This is a genomic window from Modestobacter roseus (genome assembly GCF_007994135.1).
In the GTDB taxonomy this organism is placed as follows: Bacteria; Actinomycetota; Actinomycetes; order Mycobacteriales; family Geodermatophilaceae; genus Modestobacter; species Modestobacter roseus.
On the sequence record NZ_VLKF01000001.1, the window covers coordinates 890,996 to 907,090 of the forward strand.

The 16,095-nt window shown below is 77.0% G+C and carries 16 protein-coding genes; 11 read left to right on the forward strand and 5 right to left on the reverse strand.

Going from position 1 to position 16,095, the window contains the following annotated elements:
* Nucleotides 1–244: 244 nt before the first annotated feature.
* The 3 genes from JD78_RS04280 to JD78_RS04290 are packed head-to-tail and all read left to right on the forward strand — an operon-like array spanning nt 245 to nt 4,853.
* Nucleotides 245–568: a DUF6504 family protein gene (locus tag JD78_RS04280; RefSeq protein ID WP_153357050.1), complete on the forward strand. Its 324-nt coding sequence runs from the start codon at nt 245–247 to the stop codon at nt 566–568.
* The gene (locus JD78_RS04285; RefSeq protein WP_153357047.1) at nt 568–1,101 is read left to right on the forward strand and encodes an SAV_6107 family HEPN domain-containing protein; all 534 of its coding nucleotides are present in this window, start codon (nt 568–570) and stop codon (nt 1,099–1,101) included. The genes JD78_RS04280 and JD78_RS04285 overlap by 1 nt, the downstream gene beginning before the upstream one ends.
* Nucleotides 1,098–4,853, forward strand: a complete 3,756-nt coding sequence (locus tag JD78_RS04290; RefSeq protein WP_153357044.1) for a DNA polymerase III subunit alpha — start codon at nt 1,098–1,100, stop codon at nt 4,851–4,853. The genes JD78_RS04285 and JD78_RS04290 overlap by 4 nt, the downstream gene beginning before the upstream one ends.
* A 76-nt stretch (nt 4,854–4,929) precedes the next feature.
* On the opposite strand, the gene JD78_RS04295 is transcribed toward JD78_RS04290, so the two are convergent.
* Nucleotides 4,930–5,136, reverse strand: coding sequence for a hypothetical protein (locus tag JD78_RS04295; protein ID WP_153357041.1), 207 nt, complete (start codon nt 5,134–5,136; stop codon nt 4,930–4,932).
* Nucleotides 5,137–5,303: 167 nt separating this feature from the next.
* On the opposite strand from JD78_RS04295, the gene JD78_RS04300 reads away from it, so the two are divergent.
* Together JD78_RS04300 and JD78_RS04305 are read left to right on the forward strand one after the other, a co-directional pair.
* Nucleotides 5,304–6,059, forward strand: a complete 756-nt coding sequence (locus JD78_RS04300) for a methyltransferase domain-containing protein (RefSeq protein ID WP_153357038.1) — start codon at nt 5,304–5,306, stop codon at nt 6,057–6,059.
* Nucleotides 6,060–6,075: 16 nt separating this feature from the next.
* Complete coding sequence (locus JD78_RS04305; protein ID WP_153357035.1) at nt 6,076–7,263, forward strand: alkaline phosphatase family protein; 1,188 nt, start codon at nt 6,076–6,078, stop codon at nt 7,261–7,263.
* 3 nt (nt 7,264–7,266) lie between these two features.
* On the opposite strand, the gene JD78_RS04310 is transcribed toward JD78_RS04305, so the two are convergent.
* From JD78_RS04310 to JD78_RS04320, 3 genes are read right to left on the reverse strand one after another with little or no spacing between them, the layout of a single operon-like run.
* Complete coding sequence (locus tag JD78_RS04310; RefSeq protein ID WP_228394926.1) at nt 7,267–8,220, reverse strand: sucrase ferredoxin; 954 nt, start codon at nt 8,218–8,220, stop codon at nt 7,267–7,269.
* On the reverse strand, nt 8,201–9,514 hold the full coding sequence (locus JD78_RS04315) for a cupin domain-containing protein (RefSeq protein ID WP_243730968.1): 1,314 nt from the start codon (nt 9,512–9,514) through the stop codon (nt 8,201–8,203). Before JD78_RS04315 ends, JD78_RS04310 begins: the two co-directional genes overlap by 20 nt.
* A gap of 44 nt (nt 9,515–9,558) precedes the next feature.
* Nucleotides 9,559–9,846, reverse strand: a complete 288-nt coding sequence (locus JD78_RS04320) for a hypothetical protein (protein ID WP_153357026.1) — start codon at nt 9,844–9,846, stop codon at nt 9,559–9,561.
* Between the two features lie 146 nt (nt 9,847–9,992).
* Here JD78_RS04320 and JD78_RS04325 point away from each other — a divergent pair, with 146 nt between their 5' ends.
* The 6 genes from JD78_RS04325 (at nt 9,993) to JD78_RS04350 (ending at nt 14,967) form a co-directional block, all read left to right on the forward strand.
* Complete coding sequence (locus JD78_RS04325) at nt 9,993–10,976, forward strand: acyl-CoA dehydrogenase family protein (protein WP_153357023.1); 984 nt, start codon at nt 9,993–9,995, stop codon at nt 10,974–10,976.
* A complete protein-coding gene (locus JD78_RS04330) occupies nt 10,973–11,722 on the forward strand; it encodes a PIG-L deacetylase family protein (RefSeq protein ID WP_153357020.1) in 750 nt (249 codons plus the stop codon). Before JD78_RS04325 ends, JD78_RS04330 begins: the two co-directional genes overlap by 4 nt.
* On the forward strand, nt 11,719–12,333 hold the full coding sequence (locus JD78_RS04335; protein ID WP_153357016.1) for a class I SAM-dependent methyltransferase: 615 nt from the start codon (nt 11,719–11,721) through the stop codon (nt 12,331–12,333). The genes JD78_RS04330 and JD78_RS04335 overlap by 4 nt, the downstream gene beginning before the upstream one ends.
* Nucleotides 12,330–13,058: a glycosyltransferase family 2 protein gene (locus tag JD78_RS04340; protein WP_208103986.1), complete on the forward strand. Its 729-nt coding sequence runs from the start codon at nt 12,330–12,332 to the stop codon at nt 13,056–13,058. Before JD78_RS04335 ends, JD78_RS04340 begins: the two co-directional genes overlap by 4 nt.
* A 115-nt stretch (nt 13,059–13,173) precedes the next feature.
* Nucleotides 13,174–14,445: a DNA polymerase IV gene (dinB, locus tag JD78_RS04345; RefSeq protein ID WP_228394925.1), complete on the forward strand. Its 1,272-nt coding sequence runs from the start codon at nt 13,174–13,176 to the stop codon at nt 14,443–14,445.
* A gap of 153 nt (nt 14,446–14,598) precedes the next feature.
* Nucleotides 14,599–14,967, forward strand: a complete 369-nt coding sequence (locus JD78_RS04350) for a DUF3040 domain-containing protein (protein ID WP_166520971.1) — start codon at nt 14,599–14,601, stop codon at nt 14,965–14,967.
* Between the two features lie 114 nt (nt 14,968–15,081).
* On the opposite strand, the gene JD78_RS04355 is transcribed toward JD78_RS04350, so the two are convergent.
* On the reverse strand, nt 15,082–16,062 hold the full coding sequence (locus JD78_RS04355) for a ribose-phosphate diphosphokinase (protein WP_153357010.1): 981 nt from the start codon (nt 16,060–16,062) through the stop codon (nt 15,082–15,084).
* Nucleotides 16,063–16,095 lie beyond the last annotated feature (33 nt).

Genomic DNA, 16,095 nt, shown 5'->3' on the forward strand with positions numbered 1-16,095 from the left:
CGACCGCCGTGGACGGTGCGACGCCACCGCCCCGCGAGTGCAGTCGCTGTAACGACACGGACGGGACGCGCCCGTGTCGGCTTGACGGCCCCGGCCCGGTCCGGTCTACTCGTCGGTGTTCGAACACCTGTTCGAACACCGGTGGCGCCGTCCACCGTCCCGGGCGCCGGGAGCTGCTGCTCCCGTCCTTCCCCGCCGGGCCGGTGCCGGCTCCGCCGGTGGGGGCGGAAGGGCGGAGTCTGTCATGAGCCGGGTGCTCGTCGGGGCCGGTGGCCGCGTCGGTGAAGAGGTCCAGGTCGAGCGGGGAGCCGAGGGGCCGGCACAGTTCTGGCGCGGCCAGACCCGCTACGTGGTGGGGGAGCTGCTCGACTCCTGGGTGGAGACCTCCCCCTGGTGGCAGACCGGCACCGGCCAGGGCGGCGCATCGGCGGACCTGGTGGCCACCCGCCAGGTGTGGCGGGTGGAGGCGGTCCGGGCCGGACGGTCCCGGATGAGCTTCGCCGGGGTCTTCGACCTGTCCTGGGAACCGGCGGACAACCAGTGGCTGCTCGTCCGGGTGCACGACTGATGGGCGCCGCCCGGGCCCTCCCGGCCGCCACCGACGGGCAGCTCCCGTTGCTCCCGCCGCTGCCGGCGGCCGCCGCCCAGCTCCTCGGCCAGGCCCACCGCGGGCTGGCCGAGGCGGCCAGCAGCCCCGATGCGGCCTGGCGGTACGCGACCGCCCACCTGGCCGCCCTGCGCGCCGCGGCGGCCGTGCTGGCCGCCCGCACCCAGCCCGAGGCCGGGCGGCGCCGGCCGCGCAGCGCCTGGGTGCTGATCGGTCAGGTCGCCCCCGAGCTGGGCGAGTGGGCGGCGTTCTTCGCCGCCGGGGCGGCCAAGCGGGCCGCCGCCGAGGCGGGCCTGTCGCACGCGGTCACCGAACGGGAGGCCGACGACCTCGTCCGGGACGTGGGCACGTTCCTCGGTGTCGTCGAGACCACGATCAGCCGCCCGGCGGCGCCCCCGCGCCTGCGCGCGGTCGACCCCGGCTCCCGTCGGCGCGGTCCGGCCCGCCCGGGCTCCGGCTCCGGTGCCCTCTCCACCCCCGACACCGCCTCGTGAGCGACCCCTTCGTCCACCTGCACGTCGCCTCCGGGTACTCGATGCGCCACGGCGCCAACCACCCGGCCGACCTGGTGGCCCGGGCCGCCGAGCACGGCATGGGGGCGCTCGCGCTGACCGACCGGGACGGCCTCTACGGCGCGGTCAAGTTCGCGCTGGCCTGCCGGTCGGCCGACATCCGGCCCTTGTTCGGGGTCGATCTTGCCGTCGACCCCGTCGCCGGCGGCGAGCCGGGGGAGACCGGGCGGATCCGCTCGGCCGAGCTGCGCCGGGCGCACCACCCCGCCGGCCGCCGGTCACCGGCCCGCGGCGGGGCCGCCGTCGACCCCCGGCTGCCGCGGGTCACCTTCCTGGCCCGCGACGGCGCCGGCTGGCGTTCGCTGTGCCGGCTGACCAGCGCCACCCACCTGAGCGGCACCCGCGGGGAGCCGGTCAGCTCGCTGGCCCTCGCCGGGGAGCACGCCCCCGGGCTGCTGGCGGTGCTCGGCCCCGACTCGTCGGTGGGCCGGGCGCTGGCCGCCGGCAACGCCGACCTCGCGCACGCCCGGCTGGCCGCCTGGCGGGCGGTCTTCGACGGCGGGGAGGGGGGCGGCCGGCTGGTGCTCGAGGTCGTCCACCACCGGGGTCGGGGCGACCGGGCCCGCGCCCAGGCGATGCTGCGGCTGGCCGGCGAGGCCGGGGTCCCGGCGGTGCTCACCAACGCGGTGCGCTACGTCGACGCCCTCGACGCCCCCACCGCCGACGTCCTCGACGCCGCCCGCCGGCTGGTCCCGCTGGGGGAGCGGCACGTCGACCGGCGGACCGCCGAGGGGTACCTGAAGTCGGGCAAGGAGATGGCCGAGCTCGCCGCGGAGCTGGCCGGGCCCGACCGCGACGCGGCGCTGCGGCTGCTGGAGACCACCGCCCGGGTCGCCGAGCAGTGCGTCGTCGACGTCCGGGCCGACCTGGGCATCGGCAGCGTCCGCTACCCCGAGCTCGACGTGGTCACCACCGCCGCCGAGCGGGGGATGGGTCCCTCGCAGGTGCTGCGCGCCCGGTGCGAGGCCGGCTTCGGCCGGCGGGCGATGGCACCCACGGCCGCGGTGCGCGAGCGGCTGGAGGAGGAGCTCACGGTGATCGACTCCCTCGGCTACCCCTCCTACTTCCTCACCGTCGCCGACGTGGTCACCCTGATCAAGGAGCTCCGGGTGCGGGCGGCGGCCCGGGGATCGGGCGCCGGCAGCCTGGTCACCTACCTGCTGGGCATCTCCGACGTCGACCCGATCCGCTACGGCCTGCTGATGGAGCGGTTCCTCTCCCCGCTGCGCCACCAGCTGCCCGACATCGACATCGACGTGGAGTCCGCCCGGCGGATGGAGGTCTACGACGCGGTGATCGAGCGCTTCGGCGCCGACCGGGTCAGCTGCATCTCGATGATGGACACCTACCGGGTGCGGCACGCCATCCGCGACGTCGGGGCGGCGCTCGGGCTGCCCCCGGCCGAGATCGACGCGGTCGCCAAGGCGTTTCCGCACATCCGGGCCGACCAGGTGCACGCGGCCCTGCGCGACCTGCCGGAACTGCGGGCCAGCCGGCTGGGGTCGAAGCGGTCCGGCGGCAGCGGCGACCTCGACCTGCTGTTCGACCTGGTCGCCCGGCTCGACGGGCTGCCCCGGCACATCGCCCTGCACCCCTGCGGGGTGCTGCTCTCCGACGCCACCCTGCTGGACCGCACCCCGGTGGAGAGCAGCTACCTCGGCTACCCGATGAGCCAGTTCGACAAGGACGATGTCGAGGAGCTCGGGCTGCTCAAGCTCGACCTGCTCGGCATCCGGATGCAATCGGCGATCGCGCACGCGATGGACGAGGTGGCCCGGGTCGACGGGCAGCAGGTCGACATCGACGCCGTCCCGCGCGACGACCCGACCACCTTCGCGCTGATCCGCAGCACCCGGACGCTGGGCATGTTCCAGATCGAGTCACCGGGGCAGCGGGAGCTGGTCGGCAAGTTCGGCCCACAGACCTTCGAGGACCTCATCGTCGACATCTCGCTGTTCCGGCCCGGTCCGGTGAAGAGCGACATGGTCACCCCGTTCCTGCTGGCCCGGAACGGCTGGCGCGACCCGGAGTACCTGCACCCCGCGCTGAAGCCGGCGCTGGAGCAGACCGCCGGGGTGGTGGTCTTCCACGAACAGGTGCTGATGATCGTCGCGGCGATGACCGGCTGCTCGCTGGCCGAGGCCGACGAGGTGCGCCGTGCGCTGGGGGAGAAGGACGCCCACCCGGAGGTGAAGGCGTGGTTCGCCCCGCGCGCGCTGGACGAGGGCTTCCCGGTGGCGGTGGTCGAGCAGGTGTGGGAGGTGCTGGTCGCCTTCGGCTCGTTCGGCTTCTGCAAGGCGCACGCCGCGGCGTTCGCGCTGCCCACCTACCAGTCGGCCTGGCTGAAGACCCACCACACCGCGGCGTTCCTGGCCGGGGTGCTCACCCACGACCCGGGGATGTACCCCAAGCGGCTGATCCTCGACGACGCCCGCAACTTCGGGGTGCGCGTGCTGGGCCTGGACGTCAACGCCTCCACCGGCACCTACCGGGTGGAGCGGGTCGACGGGGACGGGTCCGGCGCGGACGGGCGGGACGGCGACGCGTGGCGGCGCCCGGAGTGGATGCCCGCCTCGATGCCCGCGCCGGGCCGGTACGGCATCCGGCTGTCGCTGGCCGACGTCAAGGGCATCGACGACGACGAGGTGGGCCGGGTCGTCGCCGGGCAGCCGTACCGCTCGCTGGCCGACTTCTGGACCCGGGCGGCGGTGTCCCGGCCGGTGGTGGAGCGGCTGGTCCTCGCCGGGGGGTTCGACTCGGTCTACGGCTTCGGCGTGCGCGACAGCGAGGGGGGCCGGCCGGCCCGACGGCGCCAGCAGCTGACCCGCCGCGACCTGCTGCTGCAGATCGGCGAACTCGAACGGTGGAGCCGCAGCGGCCGCAAGGCCAGCAGCACCGGTCAGCTCGGGCTGGACCTGTTCGGTCTGGAGGAGCCCGATGCCGGGGCGGACCGGGGCGACGGGGACGGCGGGCCGCCGGACTTCGTCCCCTCCGGCCTGCCGGAGTTCACCGACGCCGAACGGGTGCGTGCCGAGCTGGAGGTGCTCGGGCTGGACGCCAGCCGGCACGTCGTCGACTTCTACCGGCCGTTCCTCAGCGCGCTCGGCGCGGTCCCGGCCGAGGACCTGCTGGGCTGCCGGAGCGGGTCGGAGGTGCTGGTGGCCGGGGTGAAGGTGGCCACCCAGACCCCGCCGATCCGGTCCGGCCGGCGGGTGGTGTTCGTGACCCTCGACGACGGCACCGGGTGTGCTGACTCGACGTTCTTCGAGGACGCCCAGGGCCCCTACGCCGCCACGGTCTTCCACTCGTGGCTGCTGGTGGTCCGCGGGGTGCTGCGCCGTACCGGCCCGCGCGGGGTCTCGCTGCGTGCCACCGGGGCGTGGGAGCTCCCCGCGCTGCACGAGGCGTGGGAGACCGGCGGGCCGGCCGCGGTGGCGGAGCTGATGGCGGCCCCGGGGGAGTACACCGACCAGGCGATCGCCGGGGCGGCGGCCTCGCACGGCTCGCGGCCGGTGGTGGTGCGGCCGGTGCTGGTGCACCCGACCGGGTTCCGGATGTCGCCCTACGCCGACATCAAGCCGGCCGGCGACGACGCCGCGACCGCCGCCCGCCGGGCAGCGGCAGCGCCGCCGCGCAAGCTGTGGCACTCCAGCCCCGGCAGCTCGGGGCATTGAGGAAGGACCCCGTCGTTCGGCCCCGTCCCGAGGCTCGCCCCGAGCGTGCGAGGGGTGAGGAGGACGGGGTCCTTGTTCAGGCGGGCGCCCAGGCCAGCAGCAGGCGCCAGCGCTCGCCGTCCTGCCGGTGCACCTGGAAGTCGCGACGGCCCCCGAACCGGGGCTCGGGGCGGGGGTAGTCCTCCGCCCGGGCCACGGCGAAGACCCGGGCGTCCTCGTCGCAGGCCGCGGTGAACGTGTCGGTCGGGTACCCGTACCCGTCCATCAGTCGGTAGCTGGGCATGGCGGGACGGTAGGGAACGACGCTGCCGGCACCACGGCCGACGCGCGAACGGGAGGTGACGCACGCCTCAACAGTCACCCTGGCCCCAGGGGGCCCGGGTGGCGGGCCCGGAGCCGGGTGGCGCCCACCGGGCTGTGGCCCCGGCTGCACCGCACTAGGCTCCGCACGTGCCGCCCACCTCCTCCGCCGCGCCGACCCAGGCCCCCGCCCGGACGGCGGCCGTCTGGGCGGCGCTGGACCCGGTCGTCACCGGCGGTCACCCCCTGCAGGTCCTCGACGTCGGCGGGGGCAGCGGCATGTTCGCCGTGCCGCTCGCCCAGCTGGGCCACACGGTCACCGTCGTCGATCCCAGCGCCGACGCGCTGGCCACCCTGCACCGGCGCGCCGAGACCGCCGGGGTCGGCGGCCGGGTGCGCAGCCTGCAGGGCGACGCCGACCGGATGCCCCCGGTCGCCGCGGACGGACCGCAGGCCCCCGGCTTCGACCTGGTGCTCTGCCACTTCGTGCTCGAGGTGGTCGACGACCCGTCCAGCACCCTCGGCCAGATCGCCGCGGTGCTGCGGCCGGGCGGCACCCTCTCGCTGGCCGCGGCCAACCGGGCCGGTGCCGTGCTGGCCCGCGCCGTCGGCGGTCACCCGGTCGAGGCCCGCGAGCTGCTCGCCGACCGCGACCCCGCCCCGGCCCGTGGTGGCCCCGCCCGGCGGCGCTTCGACCCCGACCAGCTGCTCGCCCTCGTCGCCGGCGCCGGCCTGCAGCCGGGGGAGTGGCGCGGGGTCTCCGTCGTTGCCGACCTGCTGGAGGCCTCCTCCGGCGCCGTCCCCGAGGCCGTCCGCGCCCTGGAGCTCGCGCTGTCCGGGGCCTCGCCCTACCGGGACGTCGCGACCGGCCTGCACGTGCTCGCCACCCGACCCGCCACCGCCTGATCCGCAGCGGCGCGCCATGACCCTGCCGTCGGACACCCTGCCGGCGGAGTTCACGGTCCCGGCCTACGGCAGCGCCACCCTCGCCGACGTCCTGCCCAGCGTGGCGACCGCGCTGGGCGTCCCGGTGCAGCGCGGCGACCTGCCCGGTGACCCGCTCCGGCTGACCGAGGCCCTCGACGGTGCCCGCCGGGTCGTCGTCCTGCTGGTCGACGGGCTCGGCGCGGAGCTGGTCGCCGCCCACCCCGACACCGCCCCGGTGCTCAACGCCCTGGGCACCCCCGCGGGGGTGCTGTCCGCGCCCTGCCCCAGCACCACCCCGGTCAGCCTGACCACCCTGGGCACCGGGCTGCCGCCGGGCAGCCACGGGGTGCTCGGCTTCGTCACCGAGGTGCCCGGCACCGGGCGGACGCTCAACCACGTGCAGTGGAAGGACGACCCCGACCCGCGGCAGTGGCAGTCCCGGCCCACCGTCTTCGAGCAGGCCACCGCCGCCGGGGTCCGGTGCACGGCGGTCGGCCCGCACTCCTTCGCCGGCTCCGGGCTGACCCGGGCGGCCTACCGCGGGGCCGACTACACGCCCGCCTACAGCCCCGGTGACCTGGTGGCCCTGGTGCACGGGGCGCTCGCCGCCGGGGAGCCCAGCCTCGTCTACGCCTACACCGCCGAACTCGACCTCACCGGGCACGTTCGCGGCATCGACTCGCCCAGCTGGCGGGCCCAGCTCGCCGTCGTCGACGGCGTGGTCGAGCAGCTGGCCGCCGGCCTCCCCGACGACGCCGTCCTCCTGGTCACCGCCGACCACGGCATGGTCGACGTCCCCGGTGACACCCGGCTGGACGTCACCGAGGAGCCGGCGCTCACCGACGGCATCCGGCTGCTCACCGGCGAGCCGCGGGCCCGCTACGTGCACACCGAACCCGGCGCCACCGACGACGTGCTGGCCACCTGGCGGGAGGTGCTCGGCGAGCGCGCCTGGGTGGCCGGCCGCGAAGAGGCCGCCGCCGCCGGCGTGTTCGGCCCGGTCGACCCGGCGGTCGTCGAGCGGATCGGCGACGTCGTCGTCCTCGCCCGGGGCACCTGGGCCTTCCCCGCCGGCGCCACCGAGCCACCGCACGCGGCGCTGCTGGCCGCCTACCACGGCTCGCTCACCTCGGCGGAGCTGGCGATCCCGCTGCTGGCCGCCCGCGGTCGCGCGCTCCGCTGAGGATCAGGCCGCCGGAGCGGTGACCTGCAACGACATCGGGTGCCAGGTGCGCCAGTGCGCCGGCCGCAGCGCGCGGCAGGTGGTCAGCGCGGCCACCTCCGAGCGGCGGCTCTCGATCGTGACCCGCACGTCGCCGTCCGGCGAGCCCAGGGTCACCGCCCAGCGCTCCACCCCCTCGCCCGGGGAGGGCAGGTGGGTCAGGTGCACCAGCGGCAGGTCGCCGACCCCGAGCAGCCCGAGCTCGGCCCGGGCGTGCTGCTGGGCGGCCTGGGCCGCCGGCGCCCAGCCCGACCGGCCGCGCAGCCACGGCAGCGCGACCTCGCCCCGGGCGTGGGCGGCCACCAGCTCGACGCCGTCGGTGGGCACCTGCCCGTAGACGTGCCCGGTGGGCAGCACCAGCACGTTGGCGGCGAACCGGTCCCCGCCGAGGTGGCTGGTCTCCCAGACCTCCGCCGCCCCCGCGGCGACCAGGCCCTGGGTGAGCGGCCGGCCCCGCACGGCGCAGCACGCGTCGTGCGCGCCGTGGGTGCAGACCAGGTACGAGGGGACGTCGGTCGGTTCGCCGACCGAGCCGTCCCAGGGCACCTCGAGCAGCTCGGCATCGGTCTCCCGGGTCGCCCAGCGCACCGTCTCCACCCCCGGGGTGGTGTCGGCCAGCGCCCACCGCCGGCCGGTGTCGGCCAGCCGCCCGCCGGGCCGCCGCACCAGCTGCACCCGGACGCCGGCCTCCCGCGCGCGGGCCGCCAGTCGTGGGGCCACCGCCTGGTCGAACCGGGACTCCAGCAGCGCGTCCCGCCCCCACGGCCCGGGCTGCTCGACCAGCAGCCAGCGCCGGGCCGGCGGCGCGGTGGCCGTCGGTGCATCACCGCGCACCAGCGCCTGCACCGAGCAGCGGCCCTCGTCGAGCCGCCCGGCGGGACGGCGGGCGGGCGACTGGTCACCCACCGACGGCGTCATGCCCCCCATCGTGCCCGCCGGTGCGCGCGGGCGCGTCGGCCCGGGCGTCGGGGACGAGCGCGATCGACTCGGTCACCAGCCGGCGGGCCAGGGTGAGCTGGTCGTCGGCGTCCAGCCCGGGCAGGTCGCCGACCTTGAGCTCGCCCGCGGCCAGCAGCGCGGCCAGGGCGGCGTGGGTGCTCGCCGGCAGGTCGTGGGTGCGCCGGCCGGCGACCAGCGCCACCCGGTCGCCCACCGGCTCGCGGAGCTGCGCGCGCAGCAGCGGTCGTACACGCAGCACGGTCTCGCCGTCCAGGGCCGCGACGGCGGCCGACTGGGCCAGCGGCGACACCGGCGCCGGGCGCACCTGCGCCCAGGTGCGGGCGCGGAGGGCGTCGGCGACGGCGGCCGGGTCGACCTCGCCGATCCAGCGCTGCAGGCCGCTGAGCACCGCGGCGACGTCCTCGGTGGTGGCCGCGGGGTCGGCCAGGTCGACGCCGAGCGGCAGCGAGCCGCGCAGCGCGGGGTCGTCGGCGGCGAGGGTGCGCACCAGGTCCAGCGCCGACTCGACCGCGCCCCAGCGGGTCACCGAGTGCACCCCGACGGTCAGGTGGGCGCTGATCTCCCCGAGCGCGACCGCGGAGTGCAGGTAGCCGCGGGGGAGGTAGAGGGCGTCGCCGGGGCGCAGCACCGCGTCGATCACCGGCGGGCGCTCGGCCGCGGCGGCGACCTCGGCGGCCCGGTCGGTCCAGGGCTGGGTGCGCAGCGGGTCGGGCAGCACCGGCTCGTGGATGGTCCAGTGCTTCTCCCCGGCGACCTGCAGCACGAAGACGTCGTGCACGTCGTAGTGCGGGGAGAAGCCGCGCGAGGACGGCGGGGTGACGTAGGCGTTGACCTGCGTGGGGTGGCCGAGGTCGGCGGCGAGCTGGCCGGCGAAGTCGATCAGCGGCGGCCACAGCCGGTGCAGCCCCTGCAGGACGACGGTGCTGCCCTCGGCGAACAGCCGGAGCACCGCGTCGGAGGAGACCTGGTCGGCGACCTCGGCGCCGGCGCCCTGGGGGCTGGTGAACCGCTTGGCGTCGACGACCGCGCCGTCCTTGGCGATGCGCAGGAACGGGGTGCGCAGGCCGCGGGTGCTCAGCAGCTCGTCGACCGCCTCGAGGCTCAGCAGGTCGGTGAAGGTGCCGCCCAGCTCGGCGGCGGTGGACAGCAGCGGGCGACGCGACCAGTGCTCGGCGGCGAAGACGTCGGGGTCGACGGCGATGCAGCGGCGCAGCGCGGGGCGGGCACCCGGGGAGCGGGCACCGCCCTCCACGGGGGAGGACGGTGCCCGGTACTGCGGTTCAGGGTCGAGCACGGTCAGGCCGAGCCGTCCGCGCCGCCGTCGTGCTGCCCCGGGGTGCCGCCGCCGGCACCGGAGTCGGCCGGGCCCTCGGCCCCGCCGTCGGCGCCACCGTCGGCACCGCCGTCGGCACCGCCGTCCGCGCCACCGTCGTGCTGGCCGGGCGTGCCGGCACCGGCTCCGCTGTCCGCGGGGCCCTCGGCGCCGCCGTCGGCACCGCCGTCGTGCTGGCCGGGCGTGCCCTCACCGGCACCGGAGTCGGCCGGGCCCTCGGTGCTGGTCATGTCCTCGTCGTCGAGCGCCATGGCTCCTCCGATCGTCGAGTCGCGGCCGCCGGTCGGCGGCCCCGGGCCAGTTCTACCGCGATGATCGACTCGCCACACCTCGGTGGCCCGACCCCGGTGCCACGACATCCGGTAGGGGACGACGGAGTGCGGCATCATCACCGGTGATGATCACCTCAGGGACCGGCGCCGACGACCCGGTGGCGCGGACCGCGTCGTCCTTCCGGTCGCTGCTGGAGGCAGGGTGGTCCCCGCCGCTGCCCGGCGCCGGGGCGACCCTGGACCGCTGGCGGCAGTTGGCCGCCCTCGCCGAGCGCGACCTCCCGCTGGCCCGGCTGGCCGAAGGCCACGCGGACGCCGTCGCGGTGCTCGCCGAGCTGGGGGAGCCCGAGACGCCGCACGGCGCCCGGCTGGGCGTGTGGGCGGCCGAGCCGCCGGACGGCCGGGTCGCCGCCACCCCCACCGACGACGGCGGCTGGCAGCTGACCGGCCGCAAGCGGTGGTGCTCCGGTGCGGGGGTCCTCACCGCCGCGCTGGTCACCGCGACCGCCGACGACGGACGGCGGCTCTTCCTGCTGGACCTGGACCACCCGGGGGTGCGGGTCGACCCGACCGCGTGGGTCGGCGCCGGGATGGCCGGCAGCGACACCGCCGACGTGCACCTGCACGACGTCCCGGTCCGGCCGGTCGGCGGTCCCGGGGCCTACCTGGCCCGGCCCGGCTTCTGGCACGGCGGGATCGGCGTCGCCGCCGTCTGGGCCGGTGGCGCCCGGGGCGTCGCGGCCGCACTGGTCGCCGCCGCGGTCCGGCGCGGCCCCGACCCGCTGCGGGACGCCGCCGTCGGCGCGGTCGACGTGCTGCTCGCCGGGGTGGACGCCGCCCTGCGGGGAGCTGCGGCGGAGGTCGACGCCGACCCGCTGGACCGGGCCGGGACGGCCCAGCTGCGGGCCCAGCGGCTGCGGGCGCTCGCCGCCCGGGCCGGGGAGGAGGTGCTCGGCACCGTCGGCCGCGCGCTGGGGGCGGCGCCGCTGGCGCACGACGCCGAGCACGCCGCCCGCGTCGCCGACCTCACCGTCTACCTGCGCCAGCACCACGGGGAACGGGATCTCGCCGCCCTGGGCGCCCTGGTGCGCGAGCGGGCCGCCCGGTGACGGGACCCGAGGACCGGATCGCCGCACCCGGCACCGACGAGGTGACCTGGGCGGCGTGGCTGCCGGCGCAGGACTGGCCACGGTGGGTGCCCGACCCGGCGTGGACCCGGGTGGCGGTCTGCGCCGCCCACCCCGACGACGAGGTGCTCGGCGCCGGCGGGGTGCTGGCCCTGCTCGCCGGTGCGGGGATCGCGCTGCACCTGGTCGCGGCCACCGACGGCGAGGGCAGCCATCCGGGCAGCGCGGTGCTCTCCGCGGCGGAGCTGGCCACCCGGCGGGTGGCCGAGACCCGGGACGCGCTGGCCGAGCTGGGGGTCGCGGCCACCACCACCCGGCTGGCGCTGCCGGACTCCGGGCTGGCCGCGCGGGAGCCGGAGCTCACGGCCGCGCTGGCCGCCGCGGTCGAGGGGGCGGACGCCGTCCTGGCGCCGTGGACCGGGGATGCACACCCCGACCACGAGGCGGTCGGCCGGGCGGCGGTGGCCGCGGGGCGCGCGCTCGGCGTGCCGGTGTGGCAGTACCCGGTCTGGACGTGGCACTGGGCCACCCCGGACGACGCCCGGGTGCCCTGGCACGCGGCGCACCGGGTCGACCTGCCAGAGGGGGTGCGGGCGGCGAAGCGGGCCGCGGTGGCCCGGTTCACCACCCAGGTCCGGCCGCTGGGCCCGGACCCGGCCGACCGGGTGGTGCTGCCACCGGAGGTGCTGGCCCACTTCGACCGCGACTGCGAGGTGCTCTTCCGGTGACCCTGCCCCCGTCCTTCTTCGACGCCATGTACGCCGCGGCCGAGGACCCCTGGTCCATGCGCGCCCGGTGGTACGAGCGGCGCAAGTACGCCCTGACGACGGCGGTGCTGCCGCGCGAGCGCTACGCCGAGGGGTTGGAGGTCGGCTGCTCGGTGGGGGAGCTGACCGCCCGGCTGGCCGACCGGTGCGACCGGCTCACCGGGTGGGACGCCAGCGCCGCGGCGGTCGAACGGGCAACCCGCCGGGTCGCCGGCGCCGGCTCTGTGCGGATCGAGCAGGCCACCGTCCCGGACCACCCGCTCCCGCAGGTCGACCTGCTGGTGCTCTCCGAGGTCCTCTACTACCTCGACCAGCCCGACCTGCAGCGGTTCCTGGCCCAGGTGCCCGGCGCCGTCCGCCCCGGCGGCACCGTGCTCGCCGTGCACTGGCGCCACCCCGTGGCGGAGTACCCGCAGACCGGCGACGCGGTGCACGAGGCGCTGCGCGCGGCGCTGCCCTGGCCGCGGGTGGCCGCGCACGAGGAGCCGGACCTGCTGCTGGACTGCTGGGTGGTGGCCGGCGCCGACGACGTCCGCGCGGCCTCGGTGGCGGCCGCCGAACAGCTGTGGTGAGCGGGGTCGACCTGCTCGGGGTGGTGGTGCCGGCGCGGGACGAGGAGGAGCTGCTGCCCGGGTGCCTGGCGGCCCTCGCGGCCGCGGCCGCCCACCCGGAGCTGTCCGGGGTGGCCGTCCGCGTGCTGGTGGTGACCGACGGGTGCACGGACGGCACCGCCGCCGTCGGCCACGCCGCCGGGGTCACCGTCGTGCCCGGAGCCGGTCGGGGGGTGGGCGCGGCCCGGGACCTGGGGGCGCGGACCGTGCTGCACGCCGCGCGGCAGGAGGGGGTGCCGGCCGGACGGGTGTGGCTGGCCTGCACCGACGCCGACAGCCGGGTGCCCGCCGACTGGCTGGTCGTGCACCGGGCGGCCGCCGCGGCAGGGGTGGACGCGCTCGCCGGCACGGTGACCGTCGAGGACTGGTCCGGTTTCCCGCCCGGCGCCGAGGCGGAGTTCACCGCCGCCTACACCGCGTGGCGGGGTGCCCCGGACGCGGTCCACCCGCACGTGCACGGCGCGAACCTCGGCGTCCGCGGGGACGCCTACCTCGCCGCCGGTGGCTTCCCGCCGCTGCTGGTCGGGGAGGACCACGGCCTGGTCGACGCGCTCGTCGCCGGGGGAGCGGTGGTGCTGCGCAGCCCGGCGGCCCCGGTGCGCACGTCGTCCCGGCGGGTGGCCCGGGCGCGGCTGGGCTTCGGCGCGGACCTGGACCGGCTCGCCTGCCGGCTGGGAGCCGACTGACCCGCTACCCTGTCGAACAGGTGTTCGACGGTCGCGGGGAAGACGGCCGTCGGGCGGGTGCCGGGTGCCGGGTGCCGGGTGCGCGGGGGCGCGGGGTGGTGAGGGGTGTCACGGAGTGTCCGATCGGGCTGCCGGCTGCACGGTGCTGCACGTCGACATGGACGCCTTCTTCGCCAGCGTCGAGGTGCGCCGGCACCCCGAGCTGGCCGGCACGCCGGTGATCGTCGGCGGCGCCGGCAACCGCGGGGTGGTCACCTCGGCCACCTACGAGGCCCGGGCCTACGGGGTGCACAGCGCCATGCCGACGTCACGTGCCCTGCGGCTCTGCCCGACCGCCACCGTGCTGCCCGGTGACCTGGCGCTCTACGCCGAGGTCTCCCGCTCGGTCATGGCGCTGTTCCGCAGCGTCACCCCGCTGGTCGAGCCGCTGAGCCTGGACGAGGCGTTCCTCGACGTCTCCGGCGCCGGTCGCCGGCTGGGCGGGCCGGTGCAGATCGGCGAGTACATCCGGGGCCGGGTCTTCGACGAGCAGGGGATCACCTGCTCGGTCGGGGTGGCCGGGAGCAAGTTCGTGGCCAAGCTGGCCTCCACCCGGTCCAAGCCCGACGGGCTGCTGGTGGTGCCGCCGGCCGAGGTCATGGACTTCCTGCACCCGCTGCCGGTCGGGGCGCTGTGGGGTGTGGGCGCGAAGACCGAGGAGGTGCTGCTGCGCCTGGGGCTGAAGACGGTGGGCGACCTGGCGCACGTGCCGGCCCGCACCCTGCAGCGGGCGGTGGGTCAGGCGGCCGGCAGCCACCTGCACGAGCTGGCCTGGGGGCGCGACCCGCGCCGGGTGGTGCCCGACGAGCCCGACCGGTCCACCGGGGCCGAGGAGACCTTCGGCACCGACGTCGACGACCCCGCGGTGGTGCACCGGGAACTGCTGCACCTGGCCGAGCGGACCGCGGGGCGGCTGCGCTCCACCGGCCACCTGGCCCGCACGGTCACCCTCAAGGTCCGCTTCGCCGACTTCACCACGATCACCCGGTCGCGCACCTTGAAGGTCCCGACCGACGTGGGCCAGGAGCTGTACGACACCGCCCGCACGCTCTTCGACGCCCTCGGGCTGGACCGGGCCCGGATCCGGCTGGTGGGCGTGCGGGCCGAGGGGCTGGTGGAGGCCGAGGGAACCGCCCGCCAGCTGGAGCTCGGTGCCCGGGAGCACGGCCGCCGGGACGCCGAGCTGGCCGCCGACCGGGCCGCCCGGCGCTTCGGGGCCGGTGCCGTCCGCCCGGCCACCCTGCTCGGTCGCACCCGGCCGCCCGGTGAGCGCCCGGCCACCTCCCGGACGGCGCCGGGGGAGGGGCCGCGACCGGGGCCGCGACAGGGACCGGGGACCCCTCGCTGACCGTCCCGAGCGGCCTCCGGGGGCATGATCACCGCACTCCCGGGTGTGTCGGGAGCCGCTCGCCTTTCGCACCCCGCAAACGGCTCGTATCCTCGGTGCCACCACCGGCGGACTGTCGTCGTTGGGTTGTGTACTGCGCACCTGGAGGTCGACGTGCCGCTCTCCGAGCACGAGCAGCGTCTGCTGGAGCAGATCGAGCGCGCCCTCGTCGACGACGATCCGAAGTTCGCCTCGACCGTCCGCACCGGTGACCGCCGGCAGAAGGCCCGCCGCAAGGTGCAGTTGGGTGCTCTGCTGGTCGTCGTCGGACTGGGCGTGATGGTCAGCGGCGTGGCCCTGAACAACGTCGTCGTCGGCGTGCTGGGGTCCTTGATCGCGTTCGGTGGAGCCGCACTCGGCGTGCTGAACTACAAGGCCGCCACCGGCGCCGTCGAGGCCGGCCCGGCCCCGACCGGTCCCGGGGCGCCACGGCCAGCCGCGGCAAGCCCGGGAAGCCCGGCAAGGCCGCGCGCCAGCCGCTGAAGAACCGGCTCGAGGAGCGCTTCCGCCGCCGCTACGACCAGTAGCCGCAGCGACCCCGTCCACCAGCGCAGCCGCCGTCCCCCGGGACGGCGGCTGCGCTGACTCCGGCGACGGTCAGCCGGCGGCCGAGGGTGCCGTGGTCGAGGGTGCCGTGGTCGGCAGTGCGGTGTCGAACAGCGCGCTGACCGACTCCCCGTCGTGGATGCGCTGCACCGCCTGGGCCAGCGCCGGGGCGACCGACAGGACGGTCAGCTTCTCCGAAGCACCCACCGGCACCGTGTTGGTGCAGACGATCTCGAGCACGTCCGGCTGCGCGCCGATCCGATCGAGCGCCCCGGCGGTGAACAGCCCGTGCGTGCAGGCCACCCGGATCGACCGGGCGCCGGCGTCCCGCAGCCGGTCGATCAGCTCCAGCACGGTGCTGCCCTTGGCGATCTCGTCGTCCAGCACGATGACGTCGCGGTCGGCCACCTCGCCGATGACCGCGCTGATGCTCACCCGGTCGTCGGCGTACCGCTGCTTGGCGCCCGCAGCGACCGGCACGCCCAGGCGGCGCGCGAACGCCGCCGCCTCCTTGGCGTTGCCCAGGTCCGGGGAGACCACCGTGGTGCGGGACAGGTCCAGGGACCGGAAGTGGTCGGCCAGCTCCCGCAGCGCGTGCAGGTGGTCGACCGGCACGCTGAAGAACCCGTGCACCTGCGGGGAGTGCAGCGTCATCGCCAGCACCCGGCTCGCGCCGGCGGCGACCAGCAGGTCGGCGATCAGCCGGCCGCCGATGGAGATCCGGGGCGCGTCCTTCTTGTCCGACCGGGCGTAGGCGTAGTGCGGCATGACCACGGTGATCCGGGCCGCCGACGCCCCGCGGGCGGCGTCGATCATCAGCAGCAGCTCGACCAGGTTCTCCTGCACCGGGGTCACCAGCGGCTGCACCAGGAAGACGTCGCGCTCCCGGCAGTTGGCCTGCAGCTGCACCTCGAGGCAGTCGTTGGCGAACCGGGTCAGCCGCACCGGCTGCAGCGGCACGCCCAGCTGGGCGCACATCTCCTCGGCCAGCTCGGGGTGGGCACTGCCGGCGAAGACGGCGATCTCGCGCACGAGGCACTCCGGGGGTCGGGTGGGCCGGCGTGC